Origin of the sequence: Mycolicibacterium duvalii (genome assembly GCF_010726645.1) — a bacterium.
Classification (GTDB): domain Bacteria; phylum Actinomycetota; class Actinomycetes; order Mycobacteriales; family Mycobacteriaceae; genus Mycobacterium; species Mycobacterium duvalii.
The window spans coordinates 2,170,303-2,190,287 of record NZ_AP022563.1 but is presented as its reverse complement, the minus strand read 5'-3'; the positions used below and the strand labels follow the sequence as shown (position 1 = coordinate 2,190,287).

At 64.4% G+C, this 19,985-nt stretch carries 18 protein-coding genes; 12 read left to right on the top strand and 6 right to left on the bottom strand.

The window, feature by feature from the left end; genetic code table 11:
• Together G6N31_RS10190 and G6N31_RS10185 are read right to left on the bottom strand one after the other, a co-directional pair.
• Nucleotides 1-996 (bottom strand): LLM class flavin-dependent oxidoreductase, encoded by a 996-nt coding sequence (locus tag G6N31_RS10190; protein ID WP_098002988.1) that lies wholly within the window; start codon nucleotides 994-996, stop codon nucleotides 1-3.
• Nucleotides 997-1,127: 131 nt separating this feature from the next.
• Complete coding sequence (locus tag G6N31_RS10185; protein ID WP_098002989.1) at nucleotides 1,128-1,508, bottom strand: hypothetical protein; 381 nt, start codon at nucleotides 1,506-1,508, stop codon at nucleotides 1,128-1,130.
• Nucleotides 1,509-2,981: 1,473 nt separating this feature from the next.
• On the opposite strand from G6N31_RS10185, the gene G6N31_RS10180 reads away from it, so the two are divergent.
• The 10 genes from G6N31_RS10180 to G6N31_RS10135 are packed head-to-tail and all read left to right on the top strand — an operon-like array spanning nucleotide 2,982 to nucleotide 13,882.
• A complete protein-coding gene (locus tag G6N31_RS10180; protein WP_179964285.1) occupies nucleotides 2,982-3,695 on the top strand; it encodes an MlaE family ABC transporter permease in 714 nt (237 codons plus the stop codon).
• A complete protein-coding gene (locus G6N31_RS10175) occupies nucleotides 3,692-4,540 on the top strand; it encodes an ABC transporter permease (protein WP_098002990.1) in 849 nt (282 codons plus the stop codon). The genes G6N31_RS10180 and G6N31_RS10175 overlap by 4 nt, the downstream gene beginning before the upstream one ends.
• A 3-nt stretch (nucleotides 4,541-4,543) precedes the next feature.
• The gene (locus G6N31_RS10170) at nucleotides 4,544-6,079 is read left to right on the top strand and encodes an MCE family protein (RefSeq protein WP_098002991.1); all 1,536 of its coding nucleotides are present in this window, start codon (nucleotides 4,544-4,546) and stop codon (nucleotides 6,077-6,079) included.
• Nucleotides 6,080-6,125: 46 nt separating this feature from the next.
• Nucleotides 6,126-7,154 (top strand): MCE family protein, encoded by a 1,029-nt coding sequence (locus G6N31_RS10165; protein WP_098002992.1) that lies wholly within the window; start codon nucleotides 6,126-6,128, stop codon nucleotides 7,152-7,154.
• The gene (locus G6N31_RS10160; protein WP_098003123.1) at nucleotides 7,151-8,611 is read left to right on the top strand and encodes an MCE family protein; all 1,461 of its coding nucleotides are present in this window, start codon (nucleotides 7,151-7,153) and stop codon (nucleotides 8,609-8,611) included. The genes G6N31_RS10165 and G6N31_RS10160 overlap by 4 nt, the downstream gene beginning before the upstream one ends.
• Complete coding sequence (locus G6N31_RS10155) at nucleotides 8,611-10,047, top strand: MCE family protein (protein WP_098002993.1); 1,437 nt, start codon at nucleotides 8,611-8,613, stop codon at nucleotides 10,045-10,047. The genes G6N31_RS10160 and G6N31_RS10155 overlap by 1 nt, the downstream gene beginning before the upstream one ends.
• Before the next feature lie 38 nt (nucleotides 10,048-10,085).
• Nucleotides 10,086-11,204, top strand: coding sequence for a virulence factor Mce family protein (locus G6N31_RS10150; RefSeq protein ID WP_098002994.1), 1,119 nt, complete (start codon nucleotides 10,086-10,088; stop codon nucleotides 11,202-11,204).
• Between the two features lies 1 nt (nucleotide 11,205).
• The gene (locus tag G6N31_RS10145) at nucleotides 11,206-12,681 is read left to right on the top strand and encodes an MCE family protein (protein ID WP_098002995.1); all 1,476 of its coding nucleotides are present in this window, start codon (nucleotides 11,206-11,208) and stop codon (nucleotides 12,679-12,681) included.
• Nucleotides 12,648-13,310 carry an Rv1363c family protein gene (locus tag G6N31_RS10140; RefSeq protein ID WP_098003124.1) on the top strand — a complete coding sequence of 221 codons (663 nt, stop codon included), beginning with the start codon at nucleotides 12,648-12,650 and terminating at the stop codon, nucleotides 13,308-13,310. The genes G6N31_RS10145 and G6N31_RS10140 overlap by 34 nt, the downstream gene beginning before the upstream one ends.
• Nucleotides 13,307-13,882: an Rv1363c family protein gene (locus G6N31_RS10135; RefSeq protein ID WP_098002996.1), complete on the top strand. Its 576-nt coding sequence runs from the start codon at nucleotides 13,307-13,309 to the stop codon at nucleotides 13,880-13,882. Before G6N31_RS10140 ends, G6N31_RS10135 begins: the two co-directional genes overlap by 4 nt.
• A 3-nt stretch (nucleotides 13,883-13,885) precedes the next feature.
• Here the strand turns inward: G6N31_RS10135 and G6N31_RS10130 are convergent, their stop codons facing one another.
• Nucleotides 13,886-14,458, bottom strand: coding sequence for a cysteine hydrolase family protein (locus G6N31_RS10130; protein WP_098002997.1), 573 nt, complete (start codon nucleotides 14,456-14,458; stop codon nucleotides 13,886-13,888).
• 135 nt (nucleotides 14,459-14,593) lie between these two features.
• On the opposite strand from G6N31_RS10130, the gene fadD4 reads away from it, so the two are divergent.
• Nucleotides 14,594-16,120, top strand: coding sequence for a fatty-acid--CoA ligase FadD4 (gene fadD4, locus G6N31_RS10125; RefSeq protein ID WP_098002998.1), 1,527 nt, complete (start codon nucleotides 14,594-14,596; stop codon nucleotides 16,118-16,120).
• 3 nt (nucleotides 16,121-16,123) lie between these two features.
• Here the strand turns inward: fadD4 and G6N31_RS10120 are convergent, their stop codons facing one another.
• From G6N31_RS10120 to G6N31_RS10110, 3 genes are read right to left on the bottom strand one after another with little or no spacing between them, the layout of a single operon-like run.
• On the bottom strand, nucleotides 16,124-17,236 hold the full coding sequence (locus G6N31_RS10120) for a cytochrome P450 (protein ID WP_234815273.1): 1,113 nt from the start codon (nucleotides 17,234-17,236) through the stop codon (nucleotides 16,124-16,126).
• Between the two features lie 59 nt (nucleotides 17,237-17,295).
• Nucleotides 17,296-18,093 carry an SDR family oxidoreductase gene (locus G6N31_RS10115; RefSeq protein ID WP_098003000.1) on the bottom strand — a complete coding sequence of 266 codons (798 nt, stop codon included), beginning with the start codon at nucleotides 18,091-18,093 and terminating at the stop codon, nucleotides 17,296-17,298.
• An 11-nt stretch (nucleotides 18,094-18,104) separates the two neighbouring features.
• On the bottom strand, nucleotides 18,105-18,932 hold the full coding sequence (locus tag G6N31_RS10110) for a mycofactocin-coupled SDR family oxidoreductase (protein WP_098003001.1): 828 nt from the start codon (nucleotides 18,930-18,932) through the stop codon (nucleotides 18,105-18,107).
• Between the two features lie 174 nt (nucleotides 18,933-19,106).
• Here G6N31_RS10110 and G6N31_RS10105 point away from each other — a divergent pair, with 174 nt between their 5' ends.
• Nucleotides 19,107-19,934: an enoyl-CoA hydratase/isomerase family protein gene (locus tag G6N31_RS10105; protein WP_098003002.1), complete on the top strand. Its 828-nt coding sequence runs from the start codon at nucleotides 19,107-19,109 to the stop codon at nucleotides 19,932-19,934.
• Nucleotides 19,935-19,985: the final 51 nt, after the last annotated feature.

The following is a 19,985-nucleotide window of genomic DNA, read 5'->3' as shown; positions in this document are numbered from 1 at the left end:
TCAGCCCTGCTGCGGCATCAGCTCGATCACGGCGGCATCGTATTGCGCGCGGCGGCGCCGCCCGACCAGGAAGCTGGGGGGTGACGAGAACGCGAGCTCGGGCAGTCGCTCCCTAGCAGAGAGCATTTCGCGTGCCTGCGCGGAATCTCCGCACACTGCGATGGACCACAGCATGTCGTCAGTCACATGATCGGCGATGGTGTCGGGGGCGTTGGTGCGGAACGCCGCACGAATCGCTGCGACCTCTTCCTGCCAGCCGTGCAGTTCCACCAGCGAGTCATACGTCCGCACGGTCAGGTAAAAGGCGATCTGCTGCTTCGCCTCCCGAACGGCGCGTGCCGGGTCGTTGTCATCGATGGCGGTGATCAGCCAACCCCAACGACGCAGGTCGGCGACGTCCCGTCCGCTCGACTCGGCTCCGCGCGCCAGGGCCGGCTCGACCGACTCGGTCCACCAGCGATCGGTGAACAGCCCATGCCCCAGAACTCCGTCGGCAACGCGTCCGGCCGTCTGCACCATGATCTTGTTGAAGGCCCCGATCAGAATGGGTACGTCGAGGTGCCCGAGGACGGGGGCCCGGATGTCTGCGTCGATCTTGTAGAAATCACCTTGGTACTTGATGGATTCGCCGTTCTCGGCTGACAAGTACGCTCGGATCACCTCGATCAGTTCGCCCATTCGTCGCGCGGGGCGGTCGGCGTCGACGCCGAACCAGTCCCGGTTCATCCGCGGCGTACCTGCTCCGAGGCCCAGGAACACGCGGCCAGACGAGGTGCGCGAGAGATGACGCACGGCGGCGGCATGAACAAATGGGGAGCGGGCGAACGCGTAGGCGATTCCCGGTCCGATCAAGGCCTTCGATGTGTTGTGCGCCATCTCGGTCGTCGTCACGTACGCACTGAGATCGGCAAACTCGCCAGCGCAGAACGCGGCGGCGCCGGCCTCTTCTGCCCTCGTCGCCAGTTCTGATCCCGGCCATGGAAGTCCCCAGTCCAAAATACTGCCCCGCCATCTCGAAGTAACATCGCTTACTTAGTAAGACACGTAGTGTACGCGAGCAGGGGCAGGCTTAGGAAGCAGACGGCCTTCGCCGTCGGCTGGAGAGAAGTTTTGACGTCTGCGGCGTGCTACAGCGTCGTCGTGAAGGGGCCCACGGTCGAGCAGAGTGAGCCCTGGGTTGTATAGACCGACCCGCAGCCCGTGCCCCTGACGACGTAGCTCGTGCCCGGCTTGTAGGCGACAAACACTTGCGCCCGTGACGGGACAGCGCTGAAGCCGCAGGTTCCTGCGGTGGGCGTCCCCTCGGGAGTGATGCAGACGGTCAGCGAGTTCGGATTGATCGAGCCCGTGCATGGATACGGCGTGAGGGTAGCGGTGACCATCGTCGTACCGGACACGTCGACCAATCGCGGTGTCGAGAGGGTGTAGACGCACGACGGTTGTTCCGCCCCCTCGGTGGGAGGGCTGGCGGTGGCGGCCGCCGCCCATCCGATGCCGGCGAGCGACATTGAGAGACTGCTGACGATTGCACGGCGGCACCGGATCATGCCCGGATCCTACAAGCGTGTACGCGGTGTCAGAAGTGAATCCGCGTTACCCGGACTGGCCGGCGTCGACGGACACGCTGCGGTCGGACCCAGGTCTGCGCCCGTGTCGGTGGACATCCACAGTGATCCGGCGAACGGTGAACAGGTGTCATCACGTCACCTGAATCAGCGGGCAGACATTGATATTTCGGAGTCGAGCAACGGAATCTATGCCCTGGGCGGCGAGAATTGGGCCGGGTTTGCCGACGCCGGAACGAGCCAATATTCCAGACACATATCCGCCAATCCGATAAATGGATAGATGATTCACTCTTTTGATGCAGACGGCAGCCTGCATGCCCGCTTTTGCGGATGGCAATGCCAGTCCTGCCGTCCGTATTCGACGTCTCGGCGGTGGTTGTTCCCGCTCGGGTTCCGGCGGGTCGCGACAGTCGGTATCCGATCGCGTCGGGCAGCGGTGCCGGAGCGTCGTGGACCGACGCGCTGGCTCCGCCGCCGGCGTGGCGAGCGACATGGGATAAGTCGTGTTCAGTACTTGGACGCGACCAGGCACAGGGTCCGAACGGCACGGCCTCTGTCGGGTCGTCGGGGTGCATCATGCTCCGGTAACCGCTCCGGCGCAGGCGCCGGGTCCATGCCGTGGACCGGTGTCGGAGCCCGCGGCCCCGAGGCGCTTTTCACCGAGCACGCCAAATCGTGGTAAATCTCGGACACCTATCGATCCGTGTCATTCGGATCCCTTTGTTCTCGGTTTCTGCTTTTTGAATTGGGAGGATGGTCGACCGGGCGATAATCTCGCGCGACACGAAGCTGAACATTTCGTGTGAGCGCGCCTTCTAATTGATGAAGGTGTCGGTACATAAATTTCTTCGGCAAATTCAGGCCCTTGCTGACATTTTTTCACGCGACAATACGGTCCCTGCTTCTGGAAATCACAGCAACGCCGCCCCATGGCGAACTCGAGGGGGTATCTTCCGGGATGAGACAGATCGTCGAAGTGCCGCAGCGTGAGGCACGCTGTCCATCTTGGTCGGCCGTCGTTCGACGTAGGCGAAAATTCTGAGTAAATATGCTGGTTGACGGGCGCCGACTAGGCCGGGTTCACCGGTCTCCCGCTTGGGGTGGGGCGACGCGCGTGAGATGTTTCGCCCCGACCGTCACACACGTGAGTAGCAAAGTTCAGTTGTCTTACTAGGTGGACCACGTAGCACTTTTCCGTGAATCCGCCGATTGTTGCTCTTGCCGAAAATTGTGGTGTACGGTTCCTCGGCAGTGCTTGTGTCACCAGTCACAACTTCGCATGACAGTGATCAAGGTTTCGTGACGAAAGGTTTTCGCAGTCCATGCCAATACGGGTGACGTGGGAAGGGGCCGGTGGTGGTTAGTCTCCAATCCGTCGGCAAGCCCGTTCGCGGAGTCGGTGAGTTCTTCGCGATGTCACTTGACACTTTCGTACAAATGTTCAAGCCGCCCTGGGCGTGGCGCGAGTTCATCCTGCAGACGTGGTTCGTGGCGCGCGTCGCGCTGATGCCGACGATCTTGTTGTCGATCCCCTTCACGGTGCTGACCACGTTCACCATCAATGTGCTGCTCGTCGAGATCGGCGCCGCCGACTTCTCCGGAACCGGCGCCGCACTGGGCACCGTGACCCAGACCGGACCGATTGTGACGGTGCTGGTCATTGCGGGAGCCGGCGCGACCGCAATGTGCGCCGACCTCGGTGCGCGCACCATCCGCGAAGAACTCGACGCGCTGCGCGTCTTGGGCGTCAACCCCGTACAGGCCCTGGTGGTGCCGAGGGTGCTTGCGGCGACGTTGGTGTCGCTGTTGCTGGCGTCCCTGGTCTGCCTGGTCGGCATCTCGGGAGGCTTTGTCTTCTCGGTGTTCTTCCAGAACGTCACCCCTGGTGCGTTCGCCGCCGGTCTGACACTTCTGGTCGGGGCGCCCGAGGTCATCGTCGCGCTCATCAAGGCCGCTATCTTCGGCCTGGCGGCGAGCCTGATCGCCTGCTACAAGGGCATATCCGTGGGCGGCGGACCGCAGGGTGTCGGCAACGCCGTCAATGAAACGGTGGTCTACACGTTCATGGCGTTGTTCGTCATCAACCTCATCGCCACGGCGGTAGCGGTCAAAGCGGGGGCGACATGAGCAACGCAAGCACCCAATTCCCGCGCCTCCGCCGCACTTTCGCCAGCTGGGCGGGCGGCTGGAACAGGATCGGTGAGCAGACTCAGTTCTACGGCGAGACCATCAAAGGGATCGGCGATGCCTTCCTTCGCTATAAGGGCGAGGTCGTGCGGCTCATCGCTCAGATGAGTCTGGGCGTCGGCGCCCTGGCGGTCATCGGTGGCACCATCGTCATCGTCGGGTTCCTCACTCTGTCCGCCGGTGCGTTGATCTCCGTGCAGGCCTACAGTCAGCTCGAGGAGATCGGCGTCGAAGCCCTGGCGGGTTTCACCTCGGCGTTCCTCAACGTCCGTCTGGTAGGTCCGTTGGTCGCCGGTATCGGGCTAGCCGCAACCATCGGCGCCGGGGCCACCGCGCAGCTGGGGGCCATGCGGATCAGCGAAGAGATCGACGCACTGGAGGTCATGGGCATCCGGTCGGTCGCCTACCTGGCCTCCACCCGGGTCGTCGCCGGAGTGATCATCGTGATTCCGCTGTACTGCATTGCTGTGCTGATGGCGTTCATCGCCACCCGGGTCGGCACCACGGCGGTGTACGGCCAGTCCACCGGCGTGTACGACCACTACTTCAACACTTTCCTGAACCCGATGGACATCATCTACTCCTTCCTACAAGCGGTATCGATGGCGATCGTGGTGATGCTGGTGCACACCTACTACGGCTTCAACGCCAGCGGAGGCCCGGCAGGCGTCGGTGAGGCCGTCGGCCGCGCGGTGCGCACATCCCTCATCGCCGCTGTTTTCGTCACCCTGTTCGTATCGCTGGCCCTTTACGGCCAGTCCGGCGGGCTCAACCTCTCGGGTTAGACGATGGAATCAAGAAGAGACCGAAAGCTGCACCCGGCGTGGTGGACCCTCATCCTGTTCGCGGTCATCGCCGCGGTCATCGCGGGAACTGGGGTGATGTTCGCGGGCACCTTCCGGTCGTATGTGCCGGTCACGCTGAAATCCGACCGTGCAGGCCTCGTGATGGAGCCCGGCGCGAAGGTGAAATTGCGCGGAGTGGAGGTCGGCCGCGTCGGCGACATCAGTGGCGGCCTCGACCAGGTGAGCCTGGACCTCGAGATGTTTCCCGACCAACTTCGGCAGATTCCGTCCAACGTCCAGGCCGAGATCAGGGCTACTACCGCCTTCGGGGCGAAGTACGTCAACCTCATCTACCCCGGTGACCCCAGTCCGCAGCGGTTGTCCAAAGGCGCTGTCCTGCAGTCTTCTAACGTCAGCACCGAGGTCAACACGGTGTTCCAGAATCTGCGGGGCGTGCTGCAGAAAATCGATCCTGCAAAACTGAACGGGGTACTCTCGGCACTCGCTGAAGGCCTCCGCGGCCAGGGCGAGCGACTGGGACAGGCCATCACCGACGGCAACGACGTCCTGCTGGCGCTCAATCCTCGCGCCGAGACGGTACGCCGAGATTGGCAAGCTCTCCAAGGATTCAGTGACACGTACGCTGCGGCAGCGCCCGACATCGTCACGGTGCTGGACGCGGCGAGCACCACCAGCGTCACGATCACCGATCAGGCCGCCAACCTGGACGCGTTGCTTGTCGGCGTGCTGGGGCTGTCCCGCAGCGGAATCGACCTTCTCGGGCCCAGCAAGGACAACCTGGTCAAGGCGATCAACGTGCTCCAGCCGACTACCGACCTGCTGTTGAAGTACGACCCACAGCTCACCTGCCTCCTGCAGGGCGGCAAGATGACCGTGGACAGCGGGTTCCTCGACGTCACCGGCGGCGCCGACGGCAAGTCGGTCATCCTCGACGTCGCGCTTCTGCTCGGCGACGATCAGTACAAGTACCCGAACCATCTGCCCATTATCGGCGCCAAGGGCGGTCCGGGGGGTAAGCCCGGATGCGGATCGCTACCCGATGTGGCCAAGAATTGGCCGGTCCGCTACTTGGTCACCAACACAGGATGGGGCACCGGCAACGACATGCGGGTCAACCCCGGCATCGGTTTCCCCGGCTACGCCAACTACTTCCCGGTGACCCGGGCGGTGCCGGAGCCGCCGAGCATCCGCAACCGGAACGGACCTGCGATAGGGCCGATCCCATACCCCGGCGCGCCGCCGTATGGAGCACCGCAGTACGCGCCCGACGGTACCCCGCTGTATCCGGGTCTACCGCCGGCGCCGCCCCCGGGGGCGCCTCGCGATCCTGCCCCGCCGCCCGGAGTCGAACCGTTCAACCCGCCGTTCCCGGCGCCGAGCCAGCCGATTCCATTGCCCCGGCCATCGCCGCCCCCGCCGCCGCCACCGCCGCTGTCCGGTCCCGCACAGGGACCGGTACCGGGACAGGGCGACGCGCCGGTGCCGCCGGGTCGGCCACTCCCGGCCGAGGCGCCCTGATCGAGAAACGCATCACCGTCAAGCAAGAAGCAAGAGGAGTCACGGCGTGAAGGACAACTTGGGAGGAGCCCTGTGGCGCATCGCCATCTTCGTAGCGGTCTGCCTCTTGGGCATGTTCGCGATGTTCGCCATCTTCGGGCAGTTGCGGTTTCAGAAGGAGCAGACCTACACCGCCGAGTTCCTCAACGTCTCCGGGCTTCAGGCCGACGACTTCGTGCGCATCGCGGGCGTTGAAGTCGGCAAGGTCAAAGACATTCGGCTCAAGCCCGACACCACCGCGACCGTGGAGTTCTCCGCCGACGAGAGCGTGGTGCTGACCGAGGGCAGTCGGGCGGTTGTCCGCTACGACGACCTGATCGGTGGTCGCTACCTCGGGCTGGAAGAGGGCGTGGGCGGGACGAACAAACTGAACCCCGGGGCCACCATCCCGCTCACCCGAACAGCGCCTGCGCTGGACCTGGATGCTCTGATCGGCGGTTTCCGCCCGCTGTTCAGGGCCTTGGACCCCGACCAGGTCAATGCGCTCTCCAGCCAGTTGATCCAGGCCCTGCAGGGTCAGGGCGCCACCGTCGCTTCGTTCCTCAGTCAGACAGGTGCGCTGTCGAACACGCTCGCGGATCGCGATCGGCTGATTGGAGAGGTCATCGACAACCTCAACACCGTGCTCGGTTCTCTCGGCGACGAGAACAAGCAGTTCGACAAGGCAGTGACCTCGCTGTCGGAACTGGTAGGCGCTCTCGACGGCCGGAAGGAAGACATCACCAATGCGGTGGCATACGCCAACGAAGCCGCGGGCGGAGTGGCCGAGTTGCTCGCCCAAGCCAGGCCGCCGCTGAAGAAGGTCGTCACCGAGACCGACCGGACGGCGGCGACCGTGCTGGCCGACGCAGACTATTTCGACAACCTGATCAACACGCTGCCGGACGCCTACCAGGTACTGAACCGGCAAGGCCTGTACGGAGACTTCTTCAGCTTCTACCTCTGTGACCTCGTGCTCAAGGTCAACGGCAAGGGTGGTCAACCGGTCTACGTCAAACTCGCCGGCCAGGACTCAGGCAGGTGCACGCCACGATGATCACATTCCAGGAACGCAACCCCTACCTCATCGGTGGCATCGGCATCGGACTCACGGCGGCCCTGACCCTCGGGATCCTCAACTACGACCGGCTGCCGTTCTTCAACGAGGCCAAGGACTACTCGGCGCATTTCACCGAAGCGAGCGGGCTGCTGCCCGGCGCCCCGGTGCAGGTGTCGGGCCTCGAAGTGGGGCAGGTGGGCAGTGTCGAGCTGGACGGTTCCCAGGTCCTGGTGACCTTCAACGTGCAAGAGGACGTCAGGCTCGGCGAGCGGACCGAGGCAGCGGTCAAGACGAAAAGCTTGCTCGGAGCGAAGTTCCTCGAGATCGTCCCGCGTGGTGACGGGGAGCAGGACGGTGTCATTCCTGTCGACCGCACCAAGCCGGCATACCAGCTGCCAGATGCGCTCGGCGATCTGACTTCCACGATCAGCGGGCTGGACACCGACCAGCTGTCCGACTCTCTGGCGGTCCTCGCCGAGACATTCTCGGATACGCCTCCCGAGCTGAGGATCGCGGTGCAGGGGGTGGCGCGTTTCTCCGAGACGATCAACCTGCGTGACGCCGAACTCCGCAACCTATTGGATAATGCCAACAAGGTGACCGGGGTCTTGCGGGAACGCAGCAACCAGGTGGTCAGCCTCGTTTCCAGCACCAACGCGTTACTGGCTCAGCTGCGGACGCAGAGCGTCGCACTCGATCAAATCTCGGGCAACATCGCGGCCGTCACTCAGCAGATCGACGGCTTCATTGCCGAGAACCGCGATCCGCTGCGGCCGGCGCTGGAGAAGCTGAACGGCGTGTTGGCGCTCGTCAACAATCGCAAGGACCGGGTCCAGAAGGCCATCAAGGGACTCAACAAGTACGCACTCGGGCTCGGCGAGTCCGTCGGATCGGGCCCGTTCTTCAAGGCCTACCTCGTGAATCTCTTCCCGGGGCAGTTCGTGCAGCCCTTCATCGACGCCGCATTCTCCGACCTCGGTCTCGACCCCAACGTGCTGCTTCCGACCGAACGCGCTGATCCGCAGGTGGGACAACCCGGCACGCCGGCTTTGCCCGTTCCGTTCCCCCGCACCGGCCAGGGTGGCGAGCCGCGCCTGACAATCCCCGACGCCATCACCGGCAACCCCGGCGATCAGGGCTGCGGTCCACCGGGAGTGGCGCTGCCCGGCCCCACCGGGTGCTACCCCTACCGCGAGCCGCCCGCCGCTCCGCCACCCGGCGGCCCTCCCCCGGGTCCGCCAGCCGAAGCGCCACCCAACCAGACGGACACCCCGACTCCCTACGGGCCTGTGGAGCTGCCCGCCCCGGGCCAGCAACCGCCAGTGACACAGGAAGCCGGCCCGCCGCCGCCATTGCCTCCCGGCCCGGTAACCGTGGGACCCGGCGCCCCGGGCCCTGCCGGGGTCACCCCGGTTCCGCTGACCCCCGCCGCGCCACCTGAAGGGACGCCGTGATGACGAACTGGCGATACTCCCGCGTCGTCCTGGCAGCCGTGCTCGCCGTGATTCTGACCGCTGGAATCGTGGTCGTGACCACCACGGTGGATTCCGCACGCCGAACCAATCTGGTCGGCTACTTCGCCAACAGCAACGGGCTGTTTCCCGGGGACGAAGTGTGGATCCTGGGTGTGCCTGTCGGCAAGGTCGAGACGATCGAGCCGCAGCCCGACCGCGCCAAGATCACCTTCTACGTCGACGACAAGTACAAGGTTCCCGCCGACGCCAAGGCCGTCATTTTGTCGCCTTCGCTGGTGTCGTCCCGCGCGATTCAGCTGACACCGGTGTACACCGGTGGCCCAGTGATGAACACCGACACGGTCATTCCGCAGGAGCGCACCGCCGTGCCGGTCGAGTTCGACGACTTCCGGGTGCAACTCGAGCGGCTCGCCGACACGCTGCAGCCGACTGAACCGGGAGGCGTGAGCACGTTGGGGGCGTTCGTCAACACCGCCGCGGACAACCTGTGCGTGCCCGATCCCGACGGTGGACCGTGCGATCCGCAGGGTGCGAACATCCGCGACACGGTGATCAAGTTGTCTCAGGCGTTTTCGGCGCTCGGTGATCACAGCGACGATCTGTTCAGCACGGTCAAGAACCTGTCGGTCCTCGTCTCTGCCTTGCAGAGCAGCAGGGATCTACTGCGCGAACTCAACCAGAATCTGGCGTCGGTGACGGGGCTGCTGACCAACAGCCCGAACGAGGTCGGAACCGCGGTGGATTCGCTCAACTCGGTCGTCGGTGACGTGACGACGTTTGTGGCCGACAACAGGGAGACTCTGGGCACCACCGGGGACCAGTTGGCGGCGACGACCACCACGCTCTACGAGAGCCTCGATGACCTCAAGCAGACACTGCACGTCGCACCCAACGCCTTCCAGAACTTCTTGAACATCTACCAGCCTGCGCAGGGCACGTTGACCGGAGCGCTGGCGATCAACAACTTCTCCAACCCGATTCAGTTCCTCTGCGGGGCAGTGCAAGCGGCCTCACGGTTGGGTGCCGAGCAGTCGGCGAAGCTGTGTGCCCAGTATCTGGCGCCGATCATCAAGAACCGCCAGTACAACTTCCCGCCCCTGGGAATCAACCCGTTTGTCGGTGCGCAGGCCCGGCCCAACGAGATCACCTACAGCGAGGACTGGCTGCGGCCGGACTACGTTCCGCCGCCGGCCGGCTCGTCCCCGGGTTCGGGAGGTCCGCTGCCACCGGCGGGCGCACCGTTCACGAGATTCGGTGAGCCCGCCGCAAATCCGCCTGCTGACGCCCCCTTCGTGCCATCGGCGCCGTTGCCCCCTCCGGGACCGGTGGATCAGTCGCCGCCGGGGACGCCGGTGTCGACCGACCCGGCCGCCGGCCTGCCGGGGCTGATGGTTCCTCCTGGGGGAGGGGCGTGATGGCGTTTCGGTCCCGAACCCAGCGCACGGGTCGCGGAATGGTTCCTGCGGTCCTGGTGGCGGTCGTCGCCGTGAGCGCGTCGGGTTGCGCCGACTGGCGGGGTGCGAACTCGCTGCCACTGCCAGGTACCGCGGGCAGTGGCCCAGGCTCGTACACCATCCAGGCGCAACTGCCCGATGTCGACAACATCGAACGCAACTCGCGGGTGCGTGTCGGCGACGTCACAGTCGGTAACGTCACCAAGATCGAACGACAGGGCTGGAACGCCCTGCTGACGATGTCGATCGACGGTGACGTCGTCCTGCCGGCGAACACCACGGCGGCAGTCGGCCAGACCAGTCTTCTCGGGTCACTGCATGTCGAGCTGAACCCGCCGGCGGATTCGCCGCCGGAAGGCAGGCTCGCCGAGGGGTCGCTGATTCCGCTGGAATCGAGTTCCTTCTACCCGAGCACCGAGCAGACGCTGGCGTCGGTGTCGTTGGTGCTCAACGGCGGTGGCATCGGGAACATCCAGGACATCACCCAAACACTGAGTACCGCGTTCAGCGGTCGGGCGGATGAACTGCGCAGTCTAATCACCGAGTTGGACAAGTTCATCAAATACCTCAACGACCAGACCGGCGATATCATCGCCGCGACGGAGAGCCTGAACAACCTGGCCGGTCAGATCGCCGAACAGAAGCCGGTGGTGGACCGGGCGATCAAGACGATCCCCGACGCGCTCGTCGTGCTCAACGACCAGCGCAACAACCTGGTCGACGCCCTCGACCAATTGGGCAAATTCAGCGCGTTGGCCGCCGACTCGGTGAACCAGTCGAGGGATGCGCTGGTCAAGAACCTGAAAAATCTCGGGCCGGTGCTGAAGTCGTTGGCCGACGCCGGACCGGCGCTCACCCGCTCGCTGGATTTCTACCTCACCTTCCCCTTCCCGAAACCCACACTGACGAAGTGGCTTCGAGGCGACTACGCGAACCTCACCGCGGTGATCGACTTGACGTTGAGTCGACTCGACGCATCGTTCTTGACGGGCACCTTCTTGGAGGGTGAGCTGACAGAACTCGAACTGCAATGGGGTCGCACCATCGGTCAGATGCCCAGCCCCTACACCCGCCGCAACCCACTGGTTGTGCCCTACCACTTCGACCAGGGGCCGTGACATGCATCTGACCAGACGCATCTGGATCCAGCTGGCGATCTTCGTGGTCGTCTCACTGGTGGCCATATCGGTGATGGCATTCGGTTATGTGAAGCTGCCGCGACTGCTCGGTGTGGGCACCTATCAGGTCACTGTCGAGTTGCCCGAGGCGGGCGGACTCTACGAGCGGGCCAACGTGACCTACCGCGGAACGGAGGTCGGCCAGGTCAAAGCTGTGACATTGAACGATGGCGAAGTCGACGCGGTGCTGGCACTGACGTCAAGTATCGACATCCCATCCGATCTCGACGCCGAGGTGCACAGCGTTAGTGCCGTGGGTGAGCAGTACATCGCGCTGTTGCCGCGCGACGGGAGCTCCGCTCCGTTGAAGAACGGGGATGTCATCACCCGTGATCGGAGTTCGGTGCCCCCGGACATCAACGAGTTGCTCAACGCGACGAACCGTGGCTTAGAGGCCATTCCCGGCGACAACCTCACGACGACAGTCGACGAAGCGTACGTCGCGTTGGGAGGCTTGGGCCCCGAGCTGTCGCGGTTCATCAAAGGGTCCACCGCGTTGGCCATCGATGCGAGAGCGAATCTCGACGAGCTCACCAACGTGGTCGACAACGTCGGGCCACTGCTCGAGACCCAGACCGATACGTCGGACTCGGTCCAGGCATGGGCGGCGAATCTGGCCGAGGTCACCCAGCAGCTCAGGGACAACGACGCGGCGGTCCGTGGGGTGTTGGAGGACGGCGCGCCTGCGACGGAAGAGGTGCGTGCGCTCTTCGACCGGTTGCAGCCGACGCTGCCGGTTATTCTGTCGAATCTGGTGGCCGTCGGTGAGGTGGCCGTTGCCTACCAGCCCGCCATCGAACAGCTTCTGGTGCTGCTGCCCACCGGCACCGAAGCGATCCAGGCGGTAAGTGTCGCGAACCGAAACACCAAGCAGGACTACAAGGGTGCATTTCTGAGCTTCAACCTCAACCTGAACCTGCCCTCGGTCTGCAACACGGGTTTCCTTCCGCCCCAGCAGCAACGCGCTGCCGCTTTCGAGGATTACCCCGACGCTCCTCCCGGCGACATCTACTGCCGGGTGCCGCAGGATTCGACACTGAACGTACGCGGCGCACGGAACGTGCCGTGCCTCACTCGCCCCGGCAAGCGGGCACCGACTGCGGCGATGTGTGAGAGCGACGAGGTCTACGTGCCGCTCAATGACGGCTTCAATTGGAAGGGTGACCCGAACGCGACGGTGACCGGACAGGCTGTGCCGCAGCCTCGTACGGGTACGTCACCTTCCGCTGAGGCGCCCGCCGCCGCCGGCGCTGCGCCGCCGGCCGCGCCGCCGCCCGACATTGCGGTCGCCAAGTACGACCCGGCGACCGGCACCTATATCGGACCCGACGGCAAGGTCTACACCCAATCCAACCTCGCCACCGACGCTTCGAAGGAGCAGACATGGGAGTCGATGCTGATACCGCCGGGAAGTTGAGTCCGTCGGGTGGCGATTCCGAGGAAGCTACGACCACGGTCGACGAGTTCCAGCTGACCGAACTCGACGGCACCGAAGACTACGAGGGGGCGGTGGCCGAGCGCGATGACGATGCAGACCCCGCGTCGAAGACGAAGGGGCGCATTCGGTCCCCGCTGCTCCTTGGGCTCATCGCCGGACTGGTTTCACTCGCGGCGGTGAGCTCCGTCTCCATCTGGCTCGGCTACCAAAACCACGAGTCCCGGCTGCTGGATTCGGAACGTGAACGGTACCTCGAGGTCGCCCGGCAGGGCGCCGTGAATCTGACCACCATCGATCACCAGCAGGCCGACACTGATATCCAACGGATCCTCGATGCTGCCACCGGCCAGTTTTACGACGATTTCGTCCAACGTTCCCAGCCTTTCGTCGATGTCGTCAAGAACTCCCAGTCGACGTCGCAGGGCACGGTCACCGAGGCAGGCCTGGAATCCTTCTCGGGTGAGGAAGCCCAGGCGATCGTCGCGGTGTCGGTGACCACCTCGGTCGCAGGCGCACCTGAGCAGCAGGCCCGGTCCTGGCGGATGCGCCTGACGGTGCAGAAGTCGGGCGAGGATCTCAAGATCTCGAATGTCGGTTTCGTCGCATGAGCACCAGTGAGGTGATCGACAAGTCGTTGGCGAAAGAGAATTCGGCCGCCGACGGGGCCGACGAGCGGACACGGTCGCCCAGGCGCGGAATCCGCCGGCGGTGGGTGCTGGTATTCGGGGTGCTACCTGGTCTTGTCCTGCTGATGGCGATGGCGGCGGGCCTCCTGAAGTGGCAGGGTTCCTCAGGGCCGTACTCCGAGGTAGCCGCGTCTCAATCGTTGCAGGCAGCAAAGGATTCCACTGTCGCCCTGCTGTCCTACCGGCCCGACACGGTCGAAAGCGACCTCATGTCGGCGCGAGACCGGACGACCGGCAACTTTCGCGATTCCTACATCCAACTGAGCGAAGATGTCGTGATACCCGGATCCAAGGAACAGCGGATCGCGGCAACCGCAACGATTCCGGCTGCAGCGTCGGTGTCGGTGGATGAGAATCACGCCGTGGCGCTGTTGTTCGTCAATCAGAGCGTGTCGGTAGGCGCGGACGCGCCCACCGAGAGCGTATCCAGCATCCGGGTGACACTCGACAAAGTGGACGACCGTTGGCTGGTATCGGGCTTCGATCCCGTCTGATCGCTAGCCGGTGTCGGCCGCACCAGTCCATTCGCCGATCAGTCGGTCGACCGTGCTCGGTCGCCCGAGCACGGCGATGGTGTTGTCCAGCACTTGTTCTGCGTACTCGGCCGGTGTCCCGCCGACAGCGTCGCGGGGTACCACCAGTTCGAAACCGGCCTGCGTGGCGTGGCCCGCGGTGTGCGTGACGGCCAAGTTCAGCGATACCCCCACGAGAACGATGGTGGTGATGCCAAGGCCCTTCAGTACTGGCAACAGTTCGGAGTCCACTGTGGGGAACAGTCCGTGGTGGCGGGGGAGTACAATGTCGTGCTCGCCCAACAACTCCGGCATGACCGAAGTTTCGGCCATTCCGGGCCGCCAGTGCGCTGTGGCTGGGCCGAGTGCGCGCCACAGTCGTGCCGTTCCTGTCGGCCGACCGCCCAGGTTGCCTTCATAGGTGGCGTGCACCACCCGCGCGCCGAAGGCTCGGGCGGCATCGAGTAATCGGCCAACGTTGCCCACGAGGTCAGCGCTGTCGGCGGCAAACGCGGGAAGGACCGATTGAGGGCCCAGCACCCCGCTCTGGCATTCGATGCAGACGACGGCAGTGGCGTCCGGATTCCAGGGGGGCAGACATGCTGCCAGCCTAGATCAGTTCACGGGCCGGTAAAACCCCTGTCAATGACGGGAATTCGTGCCCTGCGCGGCCGATGGGCTTAGATTGACAACATGCAGATTCGTGACCACGTCCGAGCTGACAGACCCGCCGTCATTCTCGCCGGGGCGGGCACGGCGATCAGCTTCCGAGAACTCGAGGAACGAGCCAATCGGCTGGCGCACTTCTGGCGAGCAGCCGGCCTGCGCGAGGGGGATACCGTCGCGGTGCTCATGGAGAACAATGAGCACATTCACGCGGTGATGTGGGCGGCTCGCCGCAGCGGGCTGTACTACACGCTGATCAACACCCACTTGACCGCCGCCGAGGCGGCCTACATCGTCGACAACAGCGGCGCTGCCGCCATCATCGGGTCGCGGGCGATGCGCAGGGTTTGCGAGGGTCTCGGCAGGCATCTGGCCGGCGGCTTGCCCGGGTCGTTGCTGATCGCTGACGATGATCTCGAGGGATGGCTGCGCTATCCGGAATGTGTTGCCGAGCAGCCCTCGACGCCGATCCCCGGTGAGACTGAAGGTGACCTGCTGCAATATTCGTCAGGCACGACCGGGCGGCCCAAGGGTATTCGCCGCGAGCTTCCTCATCTGTCGCCGGCCGAAGCGCCGAACATCCTGATGCCGCTGATGGCTGCGGTCGGAATCACCGGGGAATCGGTGTACTTGAGCCCGGCGCCGCTGTACCACACCGCGCCGTCGTTCTGGACGATGGCGGTGCAGTCACTGGGCGGCACCACGGTTGTCATGGAGAAGTTCGACCCGGAAAGTGCGCTCGAAGCCATCCAACGCTACGGCGTCACCCACTGCCAATTCGTGCCCGCCATGTTCGTGAGGATGCTCAAACTGCCGGATTACGTGCGTAGTTCGTACGATGTCTCCAGTTTGCAGCGGGTGGTGCACGCGGCCGCGCCGTGCCCAGTCGAGATCAAGAAACAGATGATCCATTGGTGGGGGCCGATCATCGACGAATACTACGCGTCCTCTGAAGCCGTCGGCGCGTCCTTTATCCGCGCGCAGGACTGGCTGGACCACCCGGGCTCGGTCGGCAGGCCGCTGGTCGGGGTCCCGCACATCCTCGACGAGAACTATCGGGAGTTGCCGCCGGGCATTGCCGGCGAAATCTATTTCGAGGGCGGCCATCCCTTCCAGTACCTGAAAGACGAGGAGAAGACCTCCGCCGCGCATGACCCGCGTGGTTGGATGACAGTGGGCGACGTCGGATACCTCGACGACGACGGGTATCTGTATCTTACCGACCGCCGCCATCACGTGATCATCTCCGGCGGGGTCAACATTTACCCGCAGGAGGCCGAGGACCTGCTGATCACCCACCCCAAGGTGCTGGACGCGGCAGTGTTCGGCATTCCCGACAACGAGATGGGGCAGAGCGTCAAAGGCGTTGCGCAGACCGTCGATCCGGCCGATGCCACCGAGGCGTTCGCGACCGAGTTGCTCGATTGGTTGCGAAGCCGGTTGGCGCATTATAAGTGCCCGCGTTCGATCTCGTTCGAAGCGCAGCTACCGCGGAGCGATACCGGCAAGCTCTACAAGCAGACGCTGGTCGCCAAGTACTCGCTGCCGGCGTGACGTTCAACCCAGCTGCAGCGGCAGGCGCTCCAAGCAGAAGGTCTGGGCAGGGAACACGATGTGCGGTTCGAACCCGGGTTCCAGCGAGAAGTCAGGAATCCGCTTGAGCCACTCATCGACGATCAGGGTGAGCTCCATCCGAGCCAGGTGTGAACCCAGGCAGCGGTGCGGACCGCCACCGAAGCCCCAGTGCCGGTGGACCTTTCCGTCCATCACGACGTCGTTGGTCGAGATCTCGTCGCTGTCGTCCCGGTTGATCGCGCCGATGCACAGCCGCACCTGGGAACCCGGCGGCAGTGTGATGTCCCCGATCGTGACCTCGCTGGTGGTGACCCGTGGGAGGATCGGAGCGGGCGGTTCCAATCGGACGATCTCCTCCACGAACACAGCCGTCTGGCTCGGATCTTCACGCAGCGTGGCACGCAGCTGCGGGTTACGCGCGAGTTCCAGCAGGGCCGCGGTCATCGCCGCGGTGACGGTGTCCAGCCCGGCGAGCACGAACAGATAACTCAGGCCCATCACCTCGGCGTCGTCGAGGGCGTCCTCGCCGGTGAGTACCTGGGAGAGGATGTCGCTTCCGGGGTTGGCCTGCCGCTCGCCGATGGCCTCGGTGAGGTATGCGAACAGCTCGAGCGCCGGGGTCAGATCAGCGCCCTCCAGCGTCGGCGAATCCGCCAGCGCGATAACGGAATCCTTCCAGGCGACGAGCCGGTCGCGATCCTTCAGAGGCAGTCCGAACAACGTTAGGAACACCTGTGACGGGTAGGGGATCGCGACATCGGCCACGACTTCGCACTCACCCTTGGTGACGACGTCGTCGATGATCTCGATCGCCTGCTTCTGTAACGAGGGCAACATTTCCGACAGAGTGTGCGGGCTGAAAAAGGGTTGAAGGATCTTGCGGAACCGCGTGTGTTCCGGCGGATCGAACGAGATGGGTACGAGCGGCAGTGGGCTGCCGAGTACATCGAAGGCCTTCTTCGACGAGAAGATCTCCGGAGTGCGCAGGGCGGCGAGCACGTCCTCACGCTGCGTCAGGTAGTACCAGCCGTCGATGTACACGACCCGCCCGGCCTCGCGCACGGTGTTCCATCCGACGGCACGGTCGGCCGCCATCGGGAGGCTGACGAAGGAGAGTTCAGGTGCGCCGAGGGTATTCACGTTTTCTCCTAGGATTAGAAGGCGGAACGGTGCAATCCGCCGTCGACTTCGATCCAGCTGCCGGTGAGATACCCGGCGGGTTCCGAGCACAGATATGCGATGAGCGAGGCGATTTCAGTCGGCTTGCCCATCCGCGCTGCAGGCACCCGGGCCTGGGTTAGCATGAAGTCGCGACGCTCCTGTTCGGAGCTCGCGCCGAGATGCTGGTCCAGGTACGCCAGGGCATTCTCGGTCTCGATCCAGCCGGGGGCGACGGTGTTGACCGTGATGCCGTATCGGGCGTACTCATCGGAGACCGTCTTGAGCAAGCCGATCGTCGACGGCCGGCTGGTGTTGGCGACTGCATGGTGGATATTGCCCGCCGGCTCCTTGGCGGTGGCCGACCCGATGTGCACGAACCTGCCCCAGCCGGCTTCCTGCATCGCCGGCAGAACCGACTGCAGCAGCAGTATCTGGCTCATGGTGTGCGCTTCGAACGACTCGCGGTAAATGTTGACATCGGTGATGTCGGCGAAGTCTCCGGGTCGCTGGTACTTGGCCTGGCCGATGACGATCAGCGGCGAACCGTGGGCAGCGGTCACCGTGTTCACGGCGTCGGTGAGTTGGTCCGGATTGCTGACATCGGCGGCGACACCGACCGCCGTGCCGCCCTCGCCGCGGATCGCCTCGACCGCCGCGTCGACGTTGTCCTTGGTGCGGGCCAGCACAGCCACCCTGGCGCCTTCTGCGGCGAGCAATTTGGCGACCTCGAAACCGATTCCCGCGCTTCCGCCGACGACCAGTGCCGATCGGCCTTCAATTCCGTAGTGCATCGATATGCCGGTCAGCGCCGAACGTCCATGCCGGCGTCGACCTTCAGCAGGCTTCCCGTGAATGCGCGGCCGGCGTCGCTGATCAGGAACAGGATGGCGTTGCTGACGTCACGCGGCTCGATCAGGGGCAGATCCGGGAGAGCGGTCTGCATCGCGTTGGCCAGATGCGGGTAGGTCTCGATCACCTTAAAGATGGCCGGGTTCTCGGTGATCATCGGTGTCGCACAATTGGTCGGCGCCACCGCGTTGACGCGGATGCGGTCGGGGGCAAGCAGATTCCCGTACGCCCGGACCAGCCCGGTGATCGCGAGCTTGGCCATGACGTAGGCGTCCGAACCGCCGCGGCCGTCGGTCAGGTCGAGCAGGGCGGCCATCGAGCTGGTCGCGATCAGGTTGCCGCCCTGGCCACGCTCCTTGAGGTGGGGGATGGCGACCTGGAAGGAGTTCCACACGCCGATCTGCATGATGTCGATGCCCAGCTTGAGTGCTTCCGGAGCGTCCCGCTCATCGAGGTTGGTCAGGATGACACCGGCATTGGCGATCACCGTGTCGATGTAACCGAACTCTTCCACTCCTGCGTCGAACGCCACCTGCAGGGCGGAGATGTCGCGGACGTCGGCCTTACGAGTGAGCATCTGGCGGCCGGTCTTCTCGACCAGGCGGGCGGTCTCTTCGAGATCTTCGGCCGTCCCCAGCGGGTAGGGGACGACGTCGAGGTGCTCGCAAATATCGACGCCGACGATGTCGGCGCCTTCCTCGGCACACATCACCGCATGTGACCGGCCCTGTCCGCGGGCGGCTCCGGTGATGAACACAACGCGGCCGTCGAGTGAACCCATTCCCTATTCCTCCGGTGATAGATCGAGATGACCGCGCTCGGCCGCGCGGCGATCCGGCAGAGCGCCTGTGAAGTGCGCCACTCTATGGATGTTACGCGGAAAGCTTGGAATCGTACAACTATTTCGCTAATTTAATGAATTGCGGTCACCGACGATCCGGAAGGGGTTCTCACTGTGTCCGACACTCTCATTGGCGGCCCGCGCCCGCCCGACGGCAACTGGTTGGGAACCCCTTACCTGAAATTTGACCGCGAAGGGGCGTTCGCGATCTGCACCCTGGACCGGCCCCAGGCGCGGAATGCGATGACGCCTGCGATGTACTTCGGGATCCGGTACGCGATCAGTCGCGTCAACTCCGACCCCGATCTGGCGGGCCTGCTGATCACCGGCACCGGCGACGTCTTCGCGCCGGGCGGAGACTTGGCTCAAGGCGCCGAAGACAATTGGATGGACTTCGCGTCCACCATGGGCATGGACGTCACGCCGTTCGACATCCTGCGGCAGTCGCCCAAACCCGTGGTGTCCGCGGTCAACGGCCTGTGCCAAGGCGGCGGTCTGCAGATCGCAATGTGCAGTGATCTGGCTGTCGTCAGTGACCGGGCCACCTTCCGGGTCCCGGAGTTGTTCCGGGGTATCGCTGACACCTATTACAGTCAGGTGTTGGCCCGGCTGATCGGCCCGGTCCGTACCAAAGATCTGATGTTCACCGGTCGTACGCTCACCGCCGAAGAAGCCGTCGAGTGGGGAATGGTGGCCAGGATGGTGCCTCATGACGAGCTACTCGATGTGGCGAAAACCCTGCTGGCACAATGTTGCCGGACTGCTCCCGGGGCGCGAGGTGTGGTGAAGGCCAGTCTGGACAACTACCTGGGTCTGTACGACCGAATCGGCATGCAGGCCAGTCTGTCCGGTCCCGAGCCGAGGGAAGGCTTCCGTGCGTTCAAGCAGAAGAACTCACCGTCGTGGGTGCACCCGGAATTGCAGGTCGACGGCCGGCTTTAATACGCGAGGCGCGGCCTGGCCCGGTGAGCCAGGCCGACGCCGTATCGCGCT

What these genes read in the sequence shown, in the direction of transcription:
- G6N31_RS10135 (WP_098002996.1), top strand. Translation starts at nt 13,307, where the DNA reads ATGAGCACCAGTGAGGTGATCGACAAGTCGTTGGCGAAAGAGAATTCG.
- G6N31_RS10145 (WP_098002995.1), top strand. Translation starts at nt 11,206, where the DNA reads ATGCATCTGACCAGACGCATCTGGATCCAGCTGGCGATCTTCGTGGTC.
- fadD4 (WP_098002998.1), top strand. Translation starts at nt 14,594, where the DNA reads ATGCAGATTCGTGACCACGTCCGAGCTGACAGACCCGCCGTCATTCTC.
- G6N31_RS10115 (WP_098003000.1), bottom strand. Translation starts at nt 18,093, where the DNA reads ATGCACTACGGAATTGAAGGCCGATCGGCACTGGTCGTCGGCGGAAGC.
- G6N31_RS10170 (WP_098002991.1), top strand. Translation starts at nt 4,544, where the DNA reads ATGGAATCAAGAAGAGACCGAAAGCTGCACCCGGCGTGGTGGACCCTC.
- G6N31_RS10160 (WP_098003123.1), top strand. Translation starts at nt 7,151, where the DNA reads ATGATCACATTCCAGGAACGCAACCCCTACCTCATCGGTGGCATCGGC.
- G6N31_RS10180 (WP_179964285.1), top strand. Translation starts at nt 2,982, where the DNA reads ATGTCACTTGACACTTTCGTACAAATGTTCAAGCCGCCCTGGGCGTGG.
- G6N31_RS10120 (WP_234815273.1), bottom strand. Translation starts at nt 17,236, where the DNA reads ATGGCGGCCGACCGTGCCGTCGGATGGAACACCGTGCGCGAGGCCGGG.
- G6N31_RS10185 (WP_098002989.1), bottom strand. Translation starts at nt 1,508, where the DNA reads ATGTCGCTCGCCGGCATCGGATGGGCGGCGGCCGCCACCGCCAGCCCT.
- G6N31_RS10155 (WP_098002993.1), top strand. Translation starts at nt 8,611, where the DNA reads ATGACGAACTGGCGATACTCCCGCGTCGTCCTGGCAGCCGTGCTCGCC.
- G6N31_RS10140 (WP_098003124.1), top strand. Translation starts at nt 12,648, where the DNA reads ATGGGAGTCGATGCTGATACCGCCGGGAAGTTGAGTCCGTCGGGTGGC.
- G6N31_RS10150 (WP_098002994.1), top strand. Translation starts at nt 10,086, where the DNA reads ATGGTTCCTGCGGTCCTGGTGGCGGTCGTCGCCGTGAGCGCGTCGGGT.
- G6N31_RS10110 (WP_098003001.1), bottom strand. Translation starts at nt 18,932, where the DNA reads ATGGGTTCACTCGACGGCCGCGTTGTGTTCATCACCGGAGCCGCCCGC.
- G6N31_RS10175 (WP_098002990.1), top strand. Translation starts at nt 3,692, where the DNA reads ATGAGCAACGCAAGCACCCAATTCCCGCGCCTCCGCCGCACTTTCGCC.